The organism is Mesorhizobium erdmanii, from assembly GCF_013170725.1.
GTDB lineage: Bacteria > Pseudomonadota > Alphaproteobacteria > Rhizobiales > Rhizobiaceae > Mesorhizobium > Mesorhizobium erdmanii.
On record NZ_CP033361.1, the window covers coordinates 4,279,644 to 4,299,937 of the forward strand.

At 63.0% G+C, this 20,294-nt stretch carries 22 protein-coding genes; 11 read left to right on the forward strand and 11 right to left on the reverse strand.

Annotated features, from left to right (window positions below; translation table 11 throughout):
- The first annotated feature begins 129 nt into the window (after nucleotides 1-129).
- From EB233_RS20865 to EB233_RS20905, 9 genes are all read left to right on the forward strand, one after another.
- Complete coding sequence (locus EB233_RS20865; RefSeq protein ID WP_064991518.1) at nucleotides 130-912, forward strand: ABC transporter substrate-binding protein; 783 nt, start codon at nucleotides 130-132, stop codon at nucleotides 910-912.
- 66 nt (nucleotides 913-978) lie between these two features.
- A complete protein-coding gene (locus EB233_RS20870; protein WP_064991519.1) occupies nucleotides 979-1,626 on the forward strand; it encodes an amino acid ABC transporter permease in 648 nt (215 codons plus the stop codon).
- A gap of 12 nt (nucleotides 1,627-1,638) precedes the next feature.
- Nucleotides 1,639-2,298, forward strand: a complete 660-nt coding sequence (locus tag EB233_RS20875; RefSeq protein ID WP_064991520.1) for an amino acid ABC transporter permease — start codon at nucleotides 1,639-1,641, stop codon at nucleotides 2,296-2,298.
- On the forward strand, nucleotides 2,295-3,059 hold the full coding sequence (locus tag EB233_RS20880) for an amino acid ABC transporter ATP-binding protein (protein WP_064991521.1): 765 nt from the start codon (nucleotides 2,295-2,297) through the stop codon (nucleotides 3,057-3,059). The genes EB233_RS20875 and EB233_RS20880 overlap by 4 nt, the downstream gene beginning before the upstream one ends.
- A gap of 8 nt (nucleotides 3,060-3,067) precedes the next feature.
- Complete coding sequence (locus tag EB233_RS20885; RefSeq protein ID WP_064991522.1) at nucleotides 3,068-4,708, forward strand: N,N-dimethylformamidase beta subunit family domain-containing protein; 1,641 nt, start codon at nucleotides 3,068-3,070, stop codon at nucleotides 4,706-4,708.
- Nucleotide 4,709: 1 nt separating this feature from the next.
- Nucleotides 4,710-6,095, forward strand: coding sequence for an aminotransferase family protein (locus EB233_RS20890; protein WP_027051663.1), 1,386 nt, complete (start codon nucleotides 4,710-4,712; stop codon nucleotides 6,093-6,095).
- Nucleotides 6,096-6,099: 4 nt separating this feature from the next.
- Nucleotides 6,100-7,029, forward strand: a complete 930-nt coding sequence (gene kce / locus EB233_RS20895) for a 3,5-dioxohexanoate:acetyl-CoA acetone transferase (RefSeq protein ID WP_064991523.1) — start codon at nucleotides 6,100-6,102, stop codon at nucleotides 7,027-7,029.
- A 12-nt stretch (nucleotides 7,030-7,041) separates the two neighbouring features.
- Nucleotides 7,042-7,557 carry a GNAT family N-acetyltransferase gene (locus EB233_RS20900; RefSeq protein WP_064991662.1) on the forward strand — a complete coding sequence of 172 codons (516 nt, stop codon included), beginning with the start codon at nucleotides 7,042-7,044 and terminating at the stop codon, nucleotides 7,555-7,557.
- On the forward strand, nucleotides 7,554-8,582 hold the full coding sequence (locus tag EB233_RS20905; RefSeq protein ID WP_064991524.1) for a histone deacetylase family protein: 1,029 nt from the start codon (nucleotides 7,554-7,556) through the stop codon (nucleotides 8,580-8,582). Before EB233_RS20900 ends, EB233_RS20905 begins: the two co-directional genes overlap by 4 nt.
- Before the next feature lie 15 nt (nucleotides 8,583-8,597).
- Here EB233_RS20905 and EB233_RS20910 read toward each other — a convergent pair whose 3' ends face one another.
- The 3 genes from EB233_RS20910 to EB233_RS31860 form a co-directional block, all read right to left on the reverse strand.
- Nucleotides 8,598-9,866 (reverse strand): cysteine desulfurase-like protein, encoded by a 1,269-nt coding sequence (locus EB233_RS20910; protein ID WP_064991525.1) that lies wholly within the window; start codon nucleotides 9,864-9,866, stop codon nucleotides 8,598-8,600.
- Between the two features lie 47 nt (nucleotides 9,867-9,913).
- Nucleotides 9,914-10,981 carry an aldo/keto reductase gene (locus EB233_RS20915; protein WP_064991526.1) on the reverse strand — a complete coding sequence of 356 codons (1,068 nt, stop codon included), beginning with the start codon at nucleotides 10,979-10,981 and terminating at the stop codon, nucleotides 9,914-9,916.
- A 125-nt stretch (nucleotides 10,982-11,106) separates the two neighbouring features.
- Nucleotides 11,107-11,583, reverse strand: coding sequence for a hypothetical protein (locus EB233_RS31860; protein ID WP_064991663.1), 477 nt, complete (start codon nucleotides 11,581-11,583; stop codon nucleotides 11,107-11,109).
- Between the two features lie 381 nt (nucleotides 11,584-11,964).
- Here EB233_RS31860 and EB233_RS20925 point away from each other — a divergent pair, with 381 nt between their 5' ends.
- Entirely contained in the window at nucleotides 11,965-12,132 is a 168-nt protein-coding gene (locus EB233_RS20925) for a hypothetical protein (RefSeq protein WP_171892192.1), read from the forward strand.
- Between the two features lie 53 nt (nucleotides 12,133-12,185).
- Here the strand turns inward: EB233_RS20925 and EB233_RS20930 are convergent, their stop codons facing one another.
- Nucleotides 12,186-12,692, reverse strand: a complete 507-nt coding sequence (locus tag EB233_RS20930; RefSeq protein WP_064991664.1) for a DUF1993 domain-containing protein — start codon at nucleotides 12,690-12,692, stop codon at nucleotides 12,186-12,188.
- Nucleotides 12,693-12,832: 140 nt separating this feature from the next.
- Between EB233_RS20930 and EB233_RS20935 the strand changes: the two genes are divergently transcribed.
- Nucleotides 12,833-13,885, forward strand: a complete 1,053-nt coding sequence (locus EB233_RS20935) for a DUF1176 domain-containing protein (RefSeq protein ID WP_064991527.1) — start codon at nucleotides 12,833-12,835, stop codon at nucleotides 13,883-13,885.
- A 26-nt stretch (nucleotides 13,886-13,911) separates the two neighbouring features.
- Here the strand turns inward: EB233_RS20935 and EB233_RS20940 are convergent, their stop codons facing one another.
- From EB233_RS20940 to EB233_RS20970, 7 genes are all read right to left on the reverse strand, one after another.
- Nucleotides 13,912-14,763, reverse strand: coding sequence for an alpha/beta hydrolase family protein (locus tag EB233_RS20940; RefSeq protein ID WP_064991528.1), 852 nt, complete (start codon nucleotides 14,761-14,763; stop codon nucleotides 13,912-13,914).
- A gap of 95 nt (nucleotides 14,764-14,858) precedes the next feature.
- The gene (locus EB233_RS20945) at nucleotides 14,859-16,469 is read right to left on the reverse strand and encodes an NTP transferase domain-containing protein (protein WP_064991529.1); all 1,611 of its coding nucleotides are present in this window, start codon (nucleotides 16,467-16,469) and stop codon (nucleotides 14,859-14,861) included.
- On the reverse strand, nucleotides 16,466-17,170 hold the full coding sequence (locus EB233_RS20950; protein WP_064991530.1) for an XdhC family protein: 705 nt from the start codon (nucleotides 17,168-17,170) through the stop codon (nucleotides 16,466-16,468). The genes EB233_RS20945 and EB233_RS20950 overlap by 4 nt, the downstream gene beginning before the upstream one ends.
- 3 nt (nucleotides 17,171-17,173) lie before the next feature.
- Nucleotides 17,174-17,512 (reverse strand): XdhC family protein, encoded by a 339-nt coding sequence (locus EB233_RS20955; protein WP_027051651.1) that lies wholly within the window; start codon nucleotides 17,510-17,512, stop codon nucleotides 17,174-17,176.
- A gap of 50 nt (nucleotides 17,513-17,562) precedes the next feature.
- Nucleotides 17,563-18,816, reverse strand: a complete 1,254-nt coding sequence (locus EB233_RS20960) for a vWA domain-containing protein (protein WP_064991531.1) — start codon at nucleotides 18,814-18,816, stop codon at nucleotides 17,563-17,565.
- A 5-nt stretch (nucleotides 18,817-18,821) separates the two neighbouring features.
- The gene (locus tag EB233_RS20965; RefSeq protein WP_027051649.1) at nucleotides 18,822-19,751 is read right to left on the reverse strand and encodes an AAA family ATPase; all 930 of its coding nucleotides are present in this window, start codon (nucleotides 19,749-19,751) and stop codon (nucleotides 18,822-18,824) included.
- A complete protein-coding gene (locus EB233_RS20970) occupies nucleotides 19,748-20,275 on the reverse strand; it encodes a flavin reductase (protein WP_027051648.1) in 528 nt (175 codons plus the stop codon). Before EB233_RS20970 ends, EB233_RS20965 begins: the two co-directional genes overlap by 4 nt.
- Nucleotides 20,276-20,294: the final 19 nt, after the last annotated feature.

The following is a 20,294-nucleotide window of genomic DNA, read 5'->3' on the forward strand; positions in this document are numbered from 1 at the left end:
CTGATATCTATGCTCCCTATTCCCATTATCTATTTGCGCAATGCTCCCGCAAAGGCAATCCTTGCCATCAGGAGAGCGCCCCAACGCCTCCCAAGAACAAGCCTTCGCGCTCCATCCAGAGGAATCCTGATGAACAAGATATTTTCCCGCATCGCGGTCGCGGCGCTGCTGCTCGCATCGACCTTCGCCACCGCTTCGGCCAAGGCGGACGACCTCGAAAAGATCAAGGCGGCGGGTGAACTGAAGATCTCCATGAGCGGGCAGTACCCGCCCTTCAACTTCGTCAACGACCAGAACGAGGTCGTCGGCTTCGACGCCGATATCGGCAAGGCCATCGCCGAACGCATCGGCGTAAAGGGCACCATCATCACCACGGCCTGGGATGGCATAATCGCCGGGCTGCTAGCCAACAAATACGACACCGTCGTGGGCTCGATGACGATCACGCCCGAGCGCGAGAAAGTGGTCGATTTCGTAGGCCCCTACTACCACGCCGGCCGCGCGGTTTTCGTGAACCAGGACTCCAAGGTGCAGAGCCTCGAAGACCTCAAGGGCAAGACCCTTGGCGTGACGCTCGGCGAGACGCATGAGAAATGGGCACGCGGACAGGGTGGCTGGGACGTCCGCACCTACAAGGGCCTGCCGGAACTGCTGCTGGAGCTGAAAGCCGGCCGCGTCGACGCCATCGTCGTCGACAACATCCCGGTCATGGTCGCCGTCAAGGAAACCGGCGAGAAAGTCCGCAAGCTCGACACGCCCAACATCGAAGGCGGCAGCGTCGCTATCGGCATCGCCATCCGCAAAGACAATCCCGAGCTCAACGCCGCCATGCAGAAGGCACTGGACGGCATGATGGCCGACGGCACGTACGAGAAGATCTCCAAGCACTGGGTCGGCAGCGATATCCGCTGATTTCCTCTAGGCCTCAGGCGGTCAAATCCGCCTGAGGCCAGAACGCTACTCCTCCTGGACTGTCCCATGGATTTATCCCTGATGAGCCGCGTCTTCCCGTTCTTCGTGGAAGCCGCGCTGGTGACGCTGGAACTCACAGCGCTGGCCCTGGTCCTGGGGCTGTTTGCGGCGGCATTGGCGGCGGCTGCACGGTTGTCGAGATCCGCGATCCTGCGCGCAGTCGGCACGGTCTATGTCAGCCTGTTTCGCGGCACGCCCTGCCTGATCCAGCTGTTCGTGCTGTATTTCGGCGGGCCGCAGGTCGGCATCAACCTCGATCCATTCGCGGCTGGTGTCATCGGCCTTGGCCTCAACATCGGCGCCTATATGGCGGAATCGATCCGTGGCGCGGTGGTGGCGGTCGACCGGGGCCAGACGGAAGCTGCCCGCACGATCGGCTTCAGCCGGCTGCAGACATTGCGCAAGGTCGTGCTGCCGCAAGCGGCCAGGCTGATGATCCGCCCGCTCGGCGTCAACACCGTCGCCCTGCTGAAAGGTTCGGCGCTGGTTTCGACCATCTCGGTGGTGGAGCTCACCTACACCGCCCAGCGCTTTATCGGCTCGACCTACAAGCCCTTCGAAATCTTCGGCGTCGCGGCGCTGCTCTACATGGTTATGGTCTATGCCGTCGCCCGCATCGTCGACATGCTCGACAAGCGTTTCGCCATCGCCTGACGGAGGAGTACAATGCAAGGCTTGGATTTCACCGTCGTCGCGCCCTATTGGGACCTCCTGCTGATCGGTGCCTGGTGGACATCAGTGCTGACGGTATCGGCGGGAGTTCTCAGCTTCGCCTTCGGCATCCTGTTTGCCGTCATCGTGCTCTATGCTCCGGCAATTCTCGCCTATCCGGTGCGCGCCCTCATGTGGGTGTTCATGGGAACGCCGCTGCTGCTGCAGCTCTTCCTGATCTATTTTGGCCTGGTCCAAGTCGGCATCGACATCCCGGCACTGGCCGCCGGCATCATCGGGCTTGGCCTGCACTTTGCCGTCTACAATGCCGATGTCATCCGCGCCGGCATCGTGGCGGTCGATGCCGGGCAGACGGAAGGCGCGCGCAGCATCGGTTTCGGCAAGTGGCGGACGCTACGCTACGTCGTGATACCGCAAGCCATCCGCAACACGGCGCCGCCGATCGGAAGCAATTTGATCGCGCTCTTGAAGGAGTCCTCGATCGTCTCCGTCATCGGCATCGCGGAGCTGGTCCATTCGGCACAGCTGGCAATCAGCGAAACCTTCCGCCCGTTCGAATTCTACATCACGGCCGCCGCGCTCTACTACATCCTGAACCTCGTGCTCGAAGCGGCCTTGCATCGGTTTGAAAGACATGCGGAGGTTTCCCGATGAGCATGCAACGGCCAATGGTCGAGGTCCGTGGCGCGCGCAAATCCTTCGGCGCCGTCGATGTCCTGAAGGGGATCGACCTGTCGGTCGACCGTGGGCAGATCGTAGCGATCATCGGGCCGAGCGGCTCCGGCAAGAGCACGTTGCTGCGTTCCATCAACCATCTCGAGACGTTGAACGACGGTGAGGTCTGGCTGGACGGCGTGCAGGTCAACCAGGCACTGCACGGCCAGGCCTTCGAGCGGCACATCAACAGGGTGCGCCAGCAAATGGGCATGGTGTTCCAGCACTTCAACCTGTTCCCGCATTTGACCGTCATCGAAAACATCACCATGGGACCGGTGATCCTCAAAGGCATGGCGAAAGCCGAAGCCCGGACCTTGGCGCTTGGCTTGTTGTCCAAGGTCGGGCTTGCTGACAAGATCGACGCCTACCCGTCGCGGCTTTCGGGCGGCCAGAAACAGCGCGTGGCTATCGCGCGTGCGTTGGCCATGCAGCCCAAGGTGATGCTTTTCGACGAGGCTACCTCGGCTCTCGATCCCGAACTGGTCGACGAGGTCAACGCGGTGATGAAACAGCTTGCCGCCGAACACATGACCATGCTCATCGTAACGCATGAGATGCGCTTTGCCGGCGAAGTCGCCGACCGGGTGCTGTTCATGGATGGCGGCGTGGTCGTCGAGGAAGGCCCGCCGGGCGAGATTTTCCGCACGCCGCGGAAGGAGCGCACCCGCACTTTCCTCAAGAAATATCTTTCCGCCTGAGTGAGACGATGACCCAATTACCCAAAGAATTCCCGGATTTCGGCCTGACAGCGGAGCAGCGCCGCCACGCAGTGCGCGGCCACTATTACGAGTGGCCAGGCATGGACGGCGAGCGCGGCGAGATCTGGTGCTATAGCGACCGCTTTTCCTATCGCGCCGGCGAAACGGTGACGCTGCATGTCAGTTCGACTGCACCGTCCTTCAACATCACAATCATCCGAGATGGTGGCACCGAGACAAAGGTGTTCGACAAGGCAGGTGTCGCGTCCCGCTGGCAAGACAGCCCGGACCAGTGCTCCGCCGAAGGCTGCGGCTGGGAGGCTTCGTTCGAATTCCACGTCGGCGGCGACTGGCCGTCCGGGGCTTATCGGGTGACACTCACCGCCGACGGACGCGACGGCAGGCCGATCCAATCCCATCATCTGATCATCGTCAGCCCGCAGCCGGGCAAGAAGCCTGGCCGTGTGTTGCAGGTGGCAGCGACGGGCACCTGGCTAGCCTACAACACCTGGGGCGGCTCCAACCACTATCAGGGCATCACCGGGCCGGACCGCAACCAGTATTCGCCTGTTGTCTCGACGCAGCGGCCCTGGTGCCGTGGCTTCATCGTGCTGCCCAGGGACGCGCCGCGCGTGCCGCTGGAAGTCGCCGTGCCGCCGAAGACGGTGCCGCGCTATCCGCATATGGAATGGGCGCTCGCCACCGGCCATTCGAAGAAATACGCCTCGTCCGGTTGGGCGAGCTACGACAGCCATTTCTTCCGCTTCGCCGAGCGGGCCGGCTATGGCGTCGATCTCGCCAGCCAGCACGACCTGCATTTTTCTCCCGACATTCTCGACGGCTATGACTGCGCCGTCTTCGTCGGCCATGACGAATACTGGACGTGGGAAATGCGCGACGCGGTCGACACCTATGTGACCCGCGGCGGCCATGCGGCGCGTTTCGCCGGCAATTTCATGTGGCAGACCAGGCTGGAGGACGAGGGCCGCCGGCAGGTCTGCTACAAATACCGCGCCCGCGCCGAGGATCCGGCCTATCGCGGCGGCGACGTCACCCGCGCCACCAACTCCTGGGAGGCGCCCGAGATCGGCCGGCCGGGTTCGGCGACTTTTGGGCTCAATGCGACGCGCGGCGTCTATGCCGGATGGGGCGGCTGTGCACCGCGCGGCGTGCGCGGATTCCCGGTCTACCGGCCGGAGCATTGGGCCTTTGCCGGCACCGGCATCTATTATGGCGACCTGCTCGGCGCCGACAGCCATGTCTACGGCTATGAGGTCGACGGGCTCGATTTCGAGATACGCGGCGGCCTGCCTTACCCCACATCCGACAGCGAGGCGCCAGATGGGTTGCAGGTTCTCGCTGTCGGAATGGCATCCCAAGTCGAAGAAAGCGCCGACATTCCGGTCGAGGACCAGTTTTTGACCGACGAGGATGGCCGCTTCACCGCCGAGACATTGTTCGGCGAGGCGAGCGATGCCAATCTCGAAAAGGTCAAACGCGGCAACGGCATGATCGTCAATTTCCCGCGTGGCAAAGGCGAGGTGTTCCATGCCGGAAGCTGCGAATGGGTGGCCGGCCTGCTAAGACAGGACCCGATGGTCGAACGCGTCACCCAGAATGTTCTTGATCGTTACCTTGGAAAGTCCTGACATGTCGAAGACCCAGACCGCCGCTCAAGCCACCGAGGCGCGCCGAGAATCGCATCTGTTCTACCTCTCCAGCCTGCGCCGGCCGCTGATCGACCGCGCAGAAGGCATCTATATGTGGACGCAGGACGGCCGACGTTTCATCGACGGTTCGAGCGGGCCGATGGTCGCCAATATTGGCCATTCCAACCGCAATGTGCTCGACGCCATGAAGCGGCAGATGGACCGCGCCACCTTCGCCTACCGGCTGCATTTCGAGAACGAACCGGCCGAAGAGCTGGCCCGAAAACTCGCTGAAAAACTGCCGGAAGGCATGGACCGCATCTTCTTTGTCTCCGGTGGCTCCGAAGCGACGGAATCCTGCATCAAACTGGCCAGGCAGTGGGCCGTGGCCACCGGCCAGCCCAGCCGCTGGAAGGTGATCGCCCGCTTCCCCTCCTATCATGGCGGCACGCTGGGTTCGCTGTCGATCACCGGCGACGACGCGCTGGCCGAAACCTTCACGCCGATGATGCGGGTGATGCCGACCGTGCCCGCGCCGACCGCCTGGCGCGACCGCGACAATCTTTCCATGGAGCAGCGCGGCATCCGTTACGCCGACATGCTGGAGGAGAAAATTGTGGCCGAAGGCCCGGAGAGCGTCGTCGCCTTCATCATGGAGCCGATAGGTGGGGCTGCCACGGCGGCGCTGGTGGCGCCCGACAGCTATTATGCGCGCATCCGCGAGATTTGCGACCGCTACGGCATCCTGCTCATCCACGACGAAGTGATGAGCGGAGCCGGCCGTACCGGCAAGTTCCTCGGCGGCGACCACTGGAACTGCAAGCCCGACCTCGTCGCGCTGTCGAAGGGACTGGGGTCGGGCTATGCGCCGCTCGGCGCACTGGCCGCGCCGATGCGGCTGGTGCAGCCGCTGCTTGCTTCCGGTGGCTTCCAACATGGCCACACCTATGCCGGCAACCCGCTGGCCTGCGCCGCCGGGCTCGCCGTGCTCGGCGAAATGGACCGGCTCGACCTGATCGCCAATGCCGCCGCCATGGGCGACGTGCTGATGGACGGATTGAAGGGGCTGGCGAAGCGTTTTCCCTTCATCGCCGACGTTCGCGGCAAGGGCCTGCTGACCGGTGCCGAAATGGTTGCCGATCCCGACACGCTGAAGCCAATCGAGCAAAGCAAAAAGGCGACGCAGCGTCTGCTCGACCTCGCCTATGAGCGCGGGCTGATCATCTATGGCCGCAGGGTCAAGGGCGGTGTCGATGGCGACAATTTCATGGTGGCGCCGCCGATGATCGTCACGGCTGAACAGGTCGGCGAGATCGTCTCCATCATCGGCGACTCGCTGGAGGTTCTGGCCGCCGAACTCGACCTGCCGGTCGAAGGTCGTGGCTAGAGCGATGGCGCCGCGAAAAGTCATCATCACCTGCGCCGTCACCGGCTCGGTGCACACGCCGTCGATGTCACCCTACCTGCCGGTGACGCCGGACCAGATCGCGGCGGACGCGATCGCGGCGGCCGAAGCCGGCGCCTCGATCCTGCATCTGCACGCCCGCGACCCCAAGGACGGACGGCCAACGGCCGATCCGGACGTGTTCATGCAGTTCCTGCCGCGCATCAAGCAGGCGACCGATGCGGTGATCAACATCACCACTGGCGGTTCCTCGCTGATGACGCTGGACCAGCGGCTGGCGGCGCCGCTGCGCGCCGAGCCCGAAATGTGCTCGCTCAACATGGGCTCGATGAATTTCGCGCTGTTCCCGATTCTGGATAAGCCACGCGAATGGCAACACGAGTGGGAACCGAAACTGCTCGAAGCCACCCGCGACGCCATCTTCAAGAACACCTTCGCCGACATGGAAGGCGTGCTGGAAAGACTGGGCAAAGGCTGCGGCACGCGCTTCGAATTTGAGTGCTACGATGTCGGCCATCTCTATTCGCTGGCGCATTTCCGCGACCGGGGGCTGGTTTCGGGCCCGCTATTCATCCAGTTCGTGCTCGGCATTCTGGGCGGCATCGGCGCCGACCCGGACAATCTCATCCACATGAAGCGCATCGCCGACAAACTCTTTGGCGACAGTTATCGGTTCTCGGTGCTGGCCGCCGGCCGCCAGCAGATGCCGCTGATCTCGATCGCCGCTGCCATGGGCGGCAATGTCCGCGTCGGGCTGGAAGACAGTCTCTACGATGGCCGCCAGCTGGCGAAATCCAATGCCGACCAGGTGCGCCGCATCCGTGGCATTCTCGATGGACTGTCGCTGGAGGTTGCTACGCCGGCCGAAGCACGCGACATGCTGGCGCTCAAGGGTGGCGACCGGGTGGCGTTCTGAGATACGACCGTGATCAAACCAACATCCAATGACGTCCTCATCCGCCCCGGCCGGATCGACGATGTCGAAACGATCCACGCGGCGATCCTGAAACTCGGCACGCACATCGGCGCGCCCGAGGAAATCATCTCGACAGTGGAGGATCTCAAGACCTACGGCTTTGGCGAAAAGCCTGCCTTCTCGACCCTGATCGCCGAAGTGGGCGGCGAATTCGCCGGTCTGTGCCTGCATTTCCCGATCTTTTCGACCTGGATGGGACGGCCCGGCGTCTATGTCCAGGACCTCTATGTCGAGGACCGGTTTCGTGGCCGCAAGATCGGCGAGCGGCTGCTGCGGCGCGTCGCAGCCGAGTGCCGGAAACAGGGCGGCGTCTATCTCAGGCTGTCGGTCGACACCGACAATGACGGCGCCAAGGCCTTTTACGAGAGACTGGGCATTGCCTGGTCAAGCTACGAACAGACGCAAAAGATCATCGGCGACGCCTTTTTCGCTTTCGCCGATACGTCGGACAATGGGGAGCAAGGATGAAAGCCTTTTACGCCGAGGAGCAGAAGCGGCACGACCCAAAGGCGTTTCTTTCGAGCGGTGCGTCGCAGCCCAATCCGGAAAAACCGGAGCGTATCGAGCGATTGTTGGCTGGCGCAAGATCCGCCGGCTGCCCGATAGAGCGGCCACGTGATCACGGGCTCGGCCCAGTCTCAGCCGTGCATACGCCCGAATATCTCGACTTCCTCGAGCACATTTTCGAGCGCTGGCAGCGCATCGATGGCGCCTCGGCGGAAGTGATCCCCAATATCCATCCGATCGCTCGCACCGGCTCCTACCCCGCCTCCGCGGTCGGCCAGGCCGGCTACCACATGGCCGACACAGCCTGCCCGATCTCGCGCGAAACCTGGCAAAGCGCGCTATGGAGCGCCTGGAGCGCCGTCGAGGCGGCGGAAACGGTGATGGCTGGCGCACCGGCTGCCTATGCGCTGTGCCGCCCGCCCGGCCATCATGCTTTTGCCGATGTCGCCGGCGGTTTCTGCTTCATCAACAATTCGGCCGTTGCGGCGCAGGTGCTGCGCAAGCAGGCAGCGCGGGTGGCCATCCTCGATGTCGACCTGCACCACGGCAACGGCACGCAAGGCATCTTTTATGCGCGGCCCGATGTGCTCACCGTTTCGCTGCATGCCGATCCGGTACGCTTTTACCCATTTTTCTGGGGCCACGCCGACGAGCGCGGCGAAGGCACGGGCCTGGGCTATAATTTCAACCTGCCACTGCCGCGCAAATCCGCCGACGCAGCATTTCTGGAAGCGCTCGGCGTTGCGTTCCAGCGCATCCGGTCGTTCTCGCCCGACGCGCTGGTCGTAGCGCTTGGCCTCGACGCCTTCGAAGGCGATCCGTTCGGCGGGCTTTCGGTGACGACGCCAGGATTCTCCCGCATTGGCGAGGCGATTGCCAAGCTCGGCCTGCCGACGGTCATCGTCCAGGAAGGCGGCTATCTCTGCGACGAACTCGGCGACAATCTCACCGCCTTCCTCACCGGGTTCGGTGGCAAGGCGAGATGACAGGTCAAGCTCGTGTCACGAGCGCTGTTGCCTGAGCATCGCGATGACGCGATGCACGCTTTCCAGCGTCTCGTCGATCTCAGCCGCCATGTTGTAGTGCGCGATGCCGATGCGCACGACGCCCTCGTCGGCTGGAATGCCGAGCTGATGAACGATTTCCCAGGCGTAGTTGTGGCCGGACCACACGAAGATGTTTTCGGCGTTCATCTGGCGCACGATCGTCTCCGGAACGATGCCTTCCACCGTGAAGGAAACAGTCGGCACGCGATCGCTGAGCCGCTTGCGATCGGTGATGCCGTGGATGGTCAGGCCCGGAATGTCGGACAGGCCGTCGATCAGCCTTTGCGCCAGCGGGTTTTCATAGGCGATGGAGACTTCAAACGCCCTGGCGATCTTCTGCCTGCGCGAACCCCCCTCACCCGCCGCCGCGCCAAGCTCGGCAAAATAGTCGACCGCCGCCGTGAGGCCGGCCATCAGTTCGACCTGCGGCGTGCCAAGCTCGAAGCGTTCCGGCAAGCCGTTGGACGAGCAGCGGCATTTGTAGGGTTTCAGGCCATCGATGATATCTAGCCGTCCCCAAACTATGCCCATATGCGGGCCAAAGAACTTGTAGGCCGAGCAGATCAGGAAATCGCAGCCGAGTTCCTGCACGGCGATCAGGCCGTGCGGCGCGAACTGGACGGCGTCGACATAAACCAGCGCACCGGCCTGTTTGGCGATGGCGGTCAGAGACCTGACCCGGTTGATGGAACCGGTCAGGTTCGAGGCATAATTCAACGCGACCAACCGTGTCTTGTCCGACAGCAGCCCGGCCAGCGTCGCCTCTTCGACCTGCCAGCTCTTGTCATCGAAAGGCAGCCAGCGCACGACCAGGCCAAGGTCCTCGGCCAGTTGCAACCAGGGCGAGACATTGCCCTCGTGATCCATACGGGTGAGGATGAGCTCGTCACCAGGCTTTAGCGCGCGGCCAATCGTACGCGACATATGATAGGTCAGCGTCGTCATGTTGGCGCCGATGATGATTTCCTGAGGGCTCGCGGCGCCAAGCAAATCGGCCATCGCCTGATGCGCCTCGTCGACGACGGCTTGAGCGGCGATCGTCGTTTCGAAAAAGCCCCCGAGATTGGCATTGGTGGTGAGCAGGCAGCGCGACACCGCATCGGCGACGGCCTGCGGCACCTGCGTGCCGGCGGGATTGTCGAGATAGATGCGGCGGCGGCCCTTGTCGGTCAGCGAAAGCGCTGGAAATTTTCCACGCACGACCTCGATCGGAAAATCCACCATCGTCTCCACCCTTTGTTATTCCGTGATAATTTTCCACCCTTAACCGATCAAGGACAGGGATTGCCAACCCGCTGGTGGATCGCGTCCACCGCCTTCTGCATCTCTTCTGTCCAGACCACATCGACCGAGGACAGCGCCATTTCGAGTTGGGATAGGGTCGTGGCACCGATGATGTTCGACGTGACGAAGGGTCGGCTCGACACATAGGCATTGGCAAACAGCGCCGGCTCCATGCCAAAGGAGCGCGCCAGTTCATTGTATTCGAGCAGCGCTTCCGCGGCATTCGGCGTCTCGTAGCGCTGGCCGCGGTTGAACAATTGCGACCGCGAGCCCTGCGGGCGGGCGCCATGGTCGTATTTGCCGGTCAGGTATCCCTGCGCCAGCGGCGAATAGGGGAGCAACGAAACCTGTTCGCGCTCGCAGACCTCCGCAAGGTTCACCTCGAAGGTGCGGTTGACCAGGTTGTAGGCGTTCTGGATCGATGCGACGCGCGGGCCGATGCCTTTGTCGGCCTCGGCCAGGAATCGCATCACGCCCCAGGAACTCTCGTTCGACAGGCCGAAATGACGGATCTTTCCTGCCTTCACCAGCTCATCGAAGACACCAAGCGTCTCGGCGATCGGTGTTTCGTTGGCTGGTGCGCCGTCGGCATCGGCGCGCCGTGCCACCGCGCCGACGCGCGTCGGGTTGGCGCCCCAGGGGATGTCCCGTTCCGGCCAGTGAATCTGGTAGAGGTCGAGATAGTCGGTGCCGAGCTTGGCCAGCGACTTGTCGATGGCGTCAAGGATATCGGCGCGCACCAGTTGCGACGGCCTGTCGCCGCGAAACCAGCTATTGGCTGTGCGGCCGACGACCTTGGAGGCAAGGATCACCTTGTCGCGGTTGCCCTTGGCCTTCATCCAGCTGCCGATGATCTTTTCCGTCCGCCCTTGCGTCTCCGCCTTGGGCGGGATCGGGTAGAGTTCGGCGGTATCGATGAAATTGACGCCGCGCGAGAAGGCCAGGTCCATCTGAGCGTGGCCTTCGGCCTCGGTGTTCTGCTGGCCCCAGGTCATCGAGCCAAGGCAAATCTGGGTGACAAGAAGATCGGTCCGACCGAGACGGCGTTTTTGCATGGGATTCTGCTCCGGAGGGAAAAACGTGCGCGGCGGCGCGGGGAGGGAGACGTCATCTATAAGGAAAGCCACGGCGCTCTCCAAGCCTCGCCGAGCCGACTTTTGCGTGAGCCAGCGGCGCTCAGCTAGCGCCGGGCGCCGGCCACGGCACGGCGCTTGGCCTCGTCGATCAACATATTGGCCACCTGCATGCGGATCATGGCGCGCTGGCGCAGATGCGGGGCGACGCGATCGGGATGGTTGGTGAAGGCAAAGCTGCGGCGCATGCGGCCGAAATCGGCAGCGCTCTTAGGCTGGTTCAATCCCAGTTCGGCCGCGATCGATTCGGGGTCGATCGGCGGCAGCTTTTCCTCGGGCCTCGGCTCCTCGGCAGCGAGGGCCAGCCTGGCGTGTTCGAGCAAGGCGGCGAATTCGCTCGCCAGATCGGCACCGGCCTCGCGATATTCGGCGGCCGACACCTTGATACGGCCGGAATGGAGTTCATCGGCGACCGAGAGATAGTCGAATGGAATGGACGGACGCGCACCGGCCTCGTCGCCCTCGATGCCGTCGCCCCCCGTCCCGTTGCCCTTGTCGAAGCCAACGAAGAGGTCGTCGAGCAGCGAAGCGAAATCACGCTTGGCGCTGGTAGCGATATCAGCCTCCCCTCGCCTGACCGTCAGGCTTCCCGACCATAGAACCGGCTCGTTAAAAATGCATACCATCGACCGCAATGAATTTAGTCGTTCGAAGGAACACGCCGGCCCTACGAACAAAAGCCGGACTGCACTTTCATGCAGTCCGGAAGTTCGCCAGGATTGGCGAGGAAAAACTGGCCATGTGCCAGCCTCGAAGCCTACGATTCGCGCGGCTCGGAAGTTTCACCGGGTCGAAAGAAATTTTATGCAAATCATCCGGACATGGCAGGCATGCAAATGCTGCACTGCACAATTGTCACGATTCACCTATATTGGCTGCCGTGGAGGACCAACCAGGGAGCCTGAATGATGGGTTTCTTCACGGAAATGTTCGCTCGGCCGCGACCGCAGGAACATCTGAGATATCGTGCGGCGCTCGCATTGCTTCATTCGATGAGCAATGCCGACCGCGCCGACATAGGCATCAAGCCCGCCGATTTTCCGCGCATCGCCCGCGCGATGTCCATTCGCTAAGTGGATGTTAGAGATGTCCCGGGCTGATCCGGGACATCTCTAAATGCCACCACTCAACGCGATCCCAAGAATGTTGCCTTGCCGAGCGGCACGCCATTGTGGCGCAGGATGTCGTAAGCGGTGGTGAGGTGGAAGTAGAAATTGGGCATGGCCACATGCAGCAGATACTGCATGCCGCCCAATGTCGTTTCGCGCCCGCCGAGCTTCAACTCGATCACCTTGTCGTCGGAACCGTCGATATCGGCGGCCGAAAACGTCGCCAGAAGCGCGAGCGTCTTGGCTATCCGGGCTTCGAGATCGGCAAAGCTCGCCTCATTGTCCTCGTATTTCGGCACCTCGCGGCCGGCCAGCCGCGAGGGCGCCCCCTTGGCATGGTCGGTGGCGATCTGCACCTGCCGGGTCAAGGCGAACATGTCGGGCGCGAGCCGCGCGGTCAAAAACACCTGCGGGTCGATCTTTCGGTCAAGCGCATTCTGTTCGGCGACCGCTAGCACACTAGAAAGTGCTTTCAGCCTGGCCGAAAACACGGGCACGGATGCCTCATACATGGATATCGTCACGTCAAACCTCCTGTCCGGCCTGAGCGCCGGCGAAGCGACGTAGCGCCTGTGCGCACGATTCTTCAAGCGCTGCAGGCTCCGCGTCACCACGCCGCCGCAATCGCCGTGGTAGAATTTCCGTTATCGAGCGGAGATTCCCGATGAGACGCGTCCTTCTCGCAGCGACTGCCCTTTTCTCCCTTGCCGTATCCGGCCAAGCGGCGCTGGCAGCCGGCGACGCACCCGACGCGCCCTATGTCGACGACCGTTCAAGCGCCGAAGCGGTCATCCGTTCGCTCTACAGCGCCATCAACCGGCACGAATTCGCGCGGGCCTGGGGCTACTATGGAGACACCAAACCGGCAAAGGATTTCGATACGTTCGTCAAGGGTTATGACGGTACCGACAAGGTGGAGGTCAAAACCGGTGACGTCTCGGATGAGGGTGCGGCCGGCAGCATCTACTACAACGTGCCGGTTGCCATTCAGGCCACCGACAAGAACGGCCAGGCGAAGGTTTTCGCCGGCTGCTACACGCTGCGCCAGGTGAATGCCCAGATCCAGGCGGCGCCGCCCTTCGATCCGATCCACATCGACAAGGGCGCGCTGAAACCATCGACCGCCGATTTCGAAGAGGCAGTACCGCCAAGCTGCGGCGACGGCCCACCGCCGCCCAAGAAGGATGCGGCTCTGGAGCAGGCCAAGAAGGCTTTCCTGGCAACCTACGGCGACCAGTGCGACAAGGAGCTTCTGGCCAATGAGCCGGAGATCTTTTCGATCAAGTACAAGGACGCGAATGCGCAGCCCGCCGACCCCGACAAGGAAACACGCCTTTTCCATTTCTCCTGCTCGGCCGCGGCCTACAATGAAAACTCCGTCTACTACATGAGCGACGATCTCTCAGGGGTACAACAGTTGCAGTTCACCGAGCCCGAGATGGACATTCGCTACGTCAACAATGACAGCGAAGAGAAGGTCGAATCCATGCACATCGTCGGCTTCCGGACAACAGGCTGGGCGACCAATTCCAACTATGACAAGGATGCCCACACGATAACGACGTTCAACAAATGGCGAGGCGTCGGAGATGCCTCTTCATCGGGCACATATCTGTTCCGCAATGGCGATTTCTCGCTGGTCCAGTACGATGTCGACGCGTCCTATGATGGCGAGGAAAACCCGCAGACAGTCGTCGACTACAACACCGCGCCTTGAGCACCGGACGGCTTCAGGCCGGTCGATCAAGGCGCCTTCGACAGCATCCAATTGAGCGTGCCGCGCCAGTCGGCCATGCGGATTGGCGTGCCGTGGGTGCCGGTCTCGAAACGGACGAAGCGGGTCGGGTAGGTCTTCGACTTGGCCAGGATGGAGCGGAAGAACGCTTCCTGGTTCGCCACCGGAAAGACCACGTCATGGCTGCCTTGACCGAAGAAGACCGGCACGCGGCGCTTGAAGGCGGGGCTGGCAAAAAAGCTCTCGTCCCATAGCGATCCGAGCAGCAGCAAGCCATTTATGCGGCCGCCCGTGTCCTTGCGTCCGGCAAGTTTCCAGCACAGCGCACCGCCCATAGATCCGCAGGCGACGAAGATTTTCGCACCCGGCGACTGTTCGGCATAGTGATCGATCAAGGCCGCGACTTGTGCTGCGCCCTTGTCGCCGAAATCGGGGAAATCAGGCGAGAGATAAAGACCGCCATTGCCGGCCATCAGGTTCTTGATGCGGTTGAAATTGCCGCCGAAGGTGAAATCGTCGACGCCCTGCTTGCGGCTGCCGCCCTGCCCGTGCAGGTAAAGCACGATGATGCCGGCGCCTTGCGTCTTGCCGACGGCGACATGCCTGACATCGCCGGCATCGGTCTTCAAGAGCAGATCCTGCTGCACCTTGCGCACGCTGGTGTCGGTGTATTGCGCATGCACGCGCTTTTCCGGCACCTCGTCGCGCTGGTTGATGTCGCGCATCTCGCGGTAGTCGATGACCGTATAGGCGCCGTTGCCGTCGGACGAAAGCGTGGCCGGATAGGCGAAAAGATCGTCCTTGAAGGATTTTAGGGACAATGTGTCGGCATTGACGGCCGAACAAAAAAAGAAAAGCAAGGCTGTGACGGCAGCGCGGCACGCCGGGGGTGGAAGCGCAAAGGCTGGTGAACTGGAAAACATCGCTCAGCCATGCGTTTTCCGGCTCTGCTTTGTCAATCCTGCAGCACGCCGCCGGCGCCTTCCAGCGCCTCGCGGGTGTCGACATCGACGGATGCACCCTCGCCGATCTCGACATCGATGACGTCGAGCCCTTCGGCCTCGACCAGATGGCGCGCGCCGGTATCGCCTTCGAGATGAGCGATGGCCGGGAACAGCGAGCGCGGCAGAAGCACCGGGTTGCCGCGTTTGCCCTGATGCGAAGCGCGGACCACGGAATTGCCTCCGGCCTTGCGGAAGGCATCGATCAGCCGGTCCAGATCGTCAGACACGACGCCAGGCATATCTCCCAGAACAATCATCGCGCCGGCGGTGTCTTCAGGCAGATAGGCAATACCGGCTTTCAGCGAGGTGGACAGACCATCGGCGAAATCCGGATTGTCGGCGAAGGTGACGTCGAGACCCGACAAAGCCGCGCGCACCCGTTCGCGCTGATGGCCGGTGACGACGATCGTTCCCGACGTTTTCGAGCCGAGCGCGCGCTCGGCGGTGCGGCGCACCAAAGGCTTGCCGTCGAACAGCGCCATGAGCTTGTTCGGTCCGCCCATGCGGCTCGACCGGCCCGCCGCCAGAAGTACGATGGCGACCTTGAGCCGGCTTTTGGCCGGCAGCGGTTCGCGCGGCTGCGGCCGCGTCGGGATTTCCATCAGCAGCCCGCCGACCCCCATGCCGGCAATATCCTTAGCAGTGACGTCGAGCCCGGCAACAAGACGGTCGAGCACCCAGTCGAAGCCGTTTTCCTTGGGACTGCGCGCGCAGCCAGGCGCGCCGATAATGCGCTTGCCGGCCAGTGTTCCGAGCACCAGCAGATTGCCGGGATCGACCGGCATGCCGGCGCGGATGACAGTTCCACCCGCCATCTCGATCGCCGCCGGAACGACATCGGCGAAATCGCTCATCGCCGAGGCACCGAAGATGACCACCATATCGTTGTCGCGCGCCAGCGAGGCGGCGGCTTGTGCCACCGGCGCGACCTCATGCGGCGTGCGGCGCTCCGCCGTCAGCCTGCCGCCCGAGCGCGCCAGCCGCGCTTCGGTGACGCGTAGCGTCTTGTCGAGTACGCCGGGCTTGATGCCCGGGAGCACCGTCTGGATGACCCCGACGCGCACCGGCTTGAAGGCGTTGACGGCAAAGATCTCACCGCCGGCGCAGATCTGCATGACGGCTTCGACCACGGCGGAGGCGACCGCGAAGGGGATGATCTTCACCGTCGCGACCATCTGGCCTTTCTCGACCGGGGCATGCTGCGCCAGCGTGGCGATGGTGATGGCGGGATCGACGGCGTTGATGGCGTCGACGAGAGCCGCGCTGACCGTGAAGATGCCTGGCGCATTGGCGTGGAGATTGACCCGGCCGGTGGCGGCGGGCCGCGCCTCGATGCCGCTGAAAGTCATGCTCTCGGCAATTTTTTGCGCCGCGGCGTCCTCGCTGAGATCGTCCCGGGACAGCACTGCCGCAACGACCTGTGAGATGCCTGCCCTTTTGAGTATGGCGACGTCCTCGGCGCTCAGCCTGTGCGCCTTGCGAAAACGTTTTTCGCCGGCCGTGGTGGCATGTGCCAGCACCGCGCCTTCGGCGGTTTCAATTGGGATGGGACCGAATTTCACGCCACGGCGCCTTTCGCATCGAGGCCGCGCGAGCGGAAGGCGTAGATGGTCTGCGCCAAAATGGCTACGGCGATCTCGGCGGGGCTCGCGGCGCCGATGTCGAGCCCGATCGGCGCGTGGATGCGGGCGATCTGGTCGGCGCTCGCGCCCAGTGCCAGCAGGCGTTCGACGCGCTTGGCATGCGTCTTTCTGCTGCCAAGCGCCCCGACATAGAAGCAATTCGCATCGAGGGCCGCCTTCAGCGCGAAATCGTCGATCTTCGGGTCATGGGTCACAGCGGCGAGCGCGGTGTAGCTGTCGAGCGGCTGGCGCTTCAATACGTCTTCCGGCCACTCGGCATGCAAGGCGACATCGGGAAAACGATCCGGTGTGGCAAAGGCGGTGCGCGGATCGATGATTTCGAGGGGGTAACCGGCGATTTTCGCCATCGGCGCCAGCGCCTGGCTTATATGGACAGCGCCGATCACCACCAGGCGCGGCTGCGGCAGATGCGCGTTGAGAAAAAAGGTCCGCCCTTCCGCCTGGACCGAACCGGAATTGCCCGATCGGAATGACTTGGCGATCGCGGCTCCAAGATCGCCGGCGACCTGGTCACCCTCGCGCACGACACGATCGCGGCCATCACCGAGATCGGTGACGAGGATCGCCGCGCGGCGGGCGCGGCGTTCGGTATTGAGCGTCTTCAGCGCATAAGGATCCATGGTTCAGCCTAGTCTTTCAACATAGACCTTGATACGGCCGCCACAGGACAGGCCGACCTGCCAGGCGGTTTCATCGGCGACACCGAATTCCAGCATCCTGGCTTTGCCGGAGCCGATCACGTCGACCGCCTCGCTCACCACCGCACCCTCGACGCAGCCGCCCGACACCGATCCGTGGAAATTGCCTTCGGAGTCGATGACCAGGTGGCTGCCGACCGGTCTCGGCGCCGACCCCCAGGTCTCGACCACGGTCGCGATAGCGACATCCTTGCCATCCTTCATCCAGCCTTCCGCGATGATCAGCGGATCGCGAGCCTCGTCGAGATAAATGTTGTCGCTCATCGTTGCTTCTCTCAGGGTCTGTTTTTCCAGGGAGCCGAGAAAACATATGGCTATGCGGCGTGCTTGGCGCCAGCGTCCATCCACCGTCGCGGGTCGACTGAACGCGCCGACTGCTTGTCCAGCGAGGCGCAGAGGTCGGCGAGCGCGTCGAGATTGTGCACCGAACGGAATTCGTCGACATGCGGCAGCATCGCCTTGACGCCACGGGCGCGCGCCTGAAAACCGTCGAAGCGCAGCAAGGGATTGAGCCAGATCAGCCGCCGGCAGGATTTGTGCAGCCGCTCCATCTCTTCCGCGAGGCCAGCGACATCGTCGCGCTCCAGACCGTCGGTGATCAGAAGCACGACCGCGCCCTGCCCCAGCACGCGCCGCGACCATATCAGATTGAACTCGGCGAGCGTGTCGCCGATGCGCGTCCCGCCCGACCAGTCCTTGACCACCGCCGAGCAGTCGGCGAGGGCGGCATCGGGATCGCGATGGCGCATCTGCCGGGTCAGGTTGGTCAGCCGGGTGCCGAAGACAAAGGTGTGCACGCGGCGGCGTTTTTCCGTGAGAGCATGCAGGAAATGCAGGAAGATGCGTGTGTACTGGCTCATCGAACCGGAAATGTCCGCCAGAACCACCAGCGGCGGATGGACTTCGCGGGCCGAGCGGAATTTCGGCAGGATCAATTCGCCGCCGGTGCGCGCCGCCTGGCGCATCATGGCGCGCGGGTCGATGCGGCGGCCATGCGCATCGGCCTTGAAGCGGCGGGTCCGCACCATGTCGAAAGGCAATCGCAGCGCGGCGATGGCCTTCTTGGCATCGGCCATCTCGGCAGCGTTCATCTGGGCAAAGTCCTTGCCCCGCAACACCTCGTTGCCGGAAAAGGTGAAGCGGGCATCGACCTCGATCTCGGGGACCTCCTGGGGTGGCTGGTTCTTCTGGTGGCCCTCGAACATCGCCTGGCTGACGCGGTTTTCGGCCGCGCGCGGTTTCTGCTTCTCCCTGGCGTCCGGCGCCATCGGTGAAAACATCGCCAGCAGTTTCTCGATCAGTTCGCGCGATTTCCAGAACAGCCGGAACGCTTCGTCGAAAGTCGGGTGGTCCTCATGCCTGGACACCAGCACCGCGTGCAGCGTCCAGTAGAAATCGTCGCGTGAGCCAATCCCGGCGGCTAGCACCGCCTCGATGGCATCCTTGACGGAAGCCGGCCCGACCCGCATGCCTGCCTTGCGCAAGGTACGGGCGAAATAGACGATGTTGTCAGCGATGCGTCCGTCCGCCGTCGCCTCTCTGGGGTCGGCCTCTCCCGGCGCCTTCATTGCCGCTACTCCGCCGCCGCGAGCTCGGCCTTGACCTCGTCGAGGATGCGCCGGCCCTCGCCCGCGCCGATGCGGGCAATGTCGTCCTGGTATTTCAACAGCACGCCGATCGTGTCGGATACGGTCTCCGGATCGAGAGCTACCTTGTCGAGTTCTGTCAGCGCGCCGGCCCAGTCTATGGTTTCCGCGACTCCCGGCACCTTGAACAGCTCGATCTGGCGCAGTTTCTGGATGAAGGAGACCACCTCCGCCGAAAGCCGCTGGTTGGCCTGCGGCACCTTGCGTCGCACGATCTCCAATTCGCGCTCGGCATTGGGATAATCGACCCAGTGATAGAGGCAGCGCCGCTTCAACGCGTCGTGGATCTCGCGGGTACGGTTGGTGGTGATGATGACGATGGGCGGTTCTTCCGCCTTGATGGTGCCGAGCTCCGGCACCGTCACCTGATAGTCGGAGAGAATCTCGAGCAGGAACGCCTCGAACGCCTCGTCGGTGCGGTCGAGCTCGTCGATCAGGAAGACAGGGGCGGAACCCGTCTTGCCGGTCAGCGCATCGAGCACAGGGCGGCGGATCAGGTATTTTTCGGAGAAGACGTTGCGCTCCATGGCGGAGCGGTCGACCTTGCCGGCCGCTTCCTCCATGCGGATCTCGATCATCTGCGCGGCGTAATTCCACTCGTAGACGGCGGAGGAAACATCGAGCCCCTCATAGCATTGTAGACGTATCAGCCGGCGGCCAAGCGCCTGTGCCAGCACCTTGGCGATTTCGGTCTTGCCAACACCGGCCTCGCCCTCGAGGAACAATGGCCGGTTCATCCGCAGCGACAGGAACAGCACGGTCGCCAGCGACCGGTCCGCCACATAGTCCGCGCCGGTCAGGAGATCGAGCGTCTCGTCGATCGTCCGCGGAACGGGGCGCGGTTTCTGCTCGGTCATTCTTTCTCCGTGAACGCCGCCGCTCCGCTGTCGAGGACATGGTAGCCGCGGGCGTGATAGATCAGCGGCCGCAAATTATCGCCCATGCGCAAGCCTGTCACCTTGCCAAAAAGCACACGATGGGTGGCCAGGTCCTTGGTGTCGATCAGTTCGCAGTCGAACACCGCGAGTGCACCCTTCAGCGTCGGCGCACCGGTTGAAATCACATCCCACTCGCCGAGCGCGAAACGCTCTTCAAGCGACAGGCCGGTGATACCGGAAAACCCGATCGACAGCGGCTCCTGGTGCGAGGCCAGCGTGTTCAGGGCAAATCGGCCGTTTTTCACGAACAACTCGTTCTTGGCATTTTCACGGTTGAGACAGACCAGAATGGTCGGCGGCGTATCCGACACCGAACAAGCGGCGATCACCGTCGTGCCACGCTTGCCCGCCGGCCCGTCTGTGGTGACCACATGGACGTGGCCGGCAAAATGGCTCATCGCGTCGCGATAGGCCTGCGGCCCAATGTCATTCTTCTTCAGCACCGGAGATTGTCCATAGCCA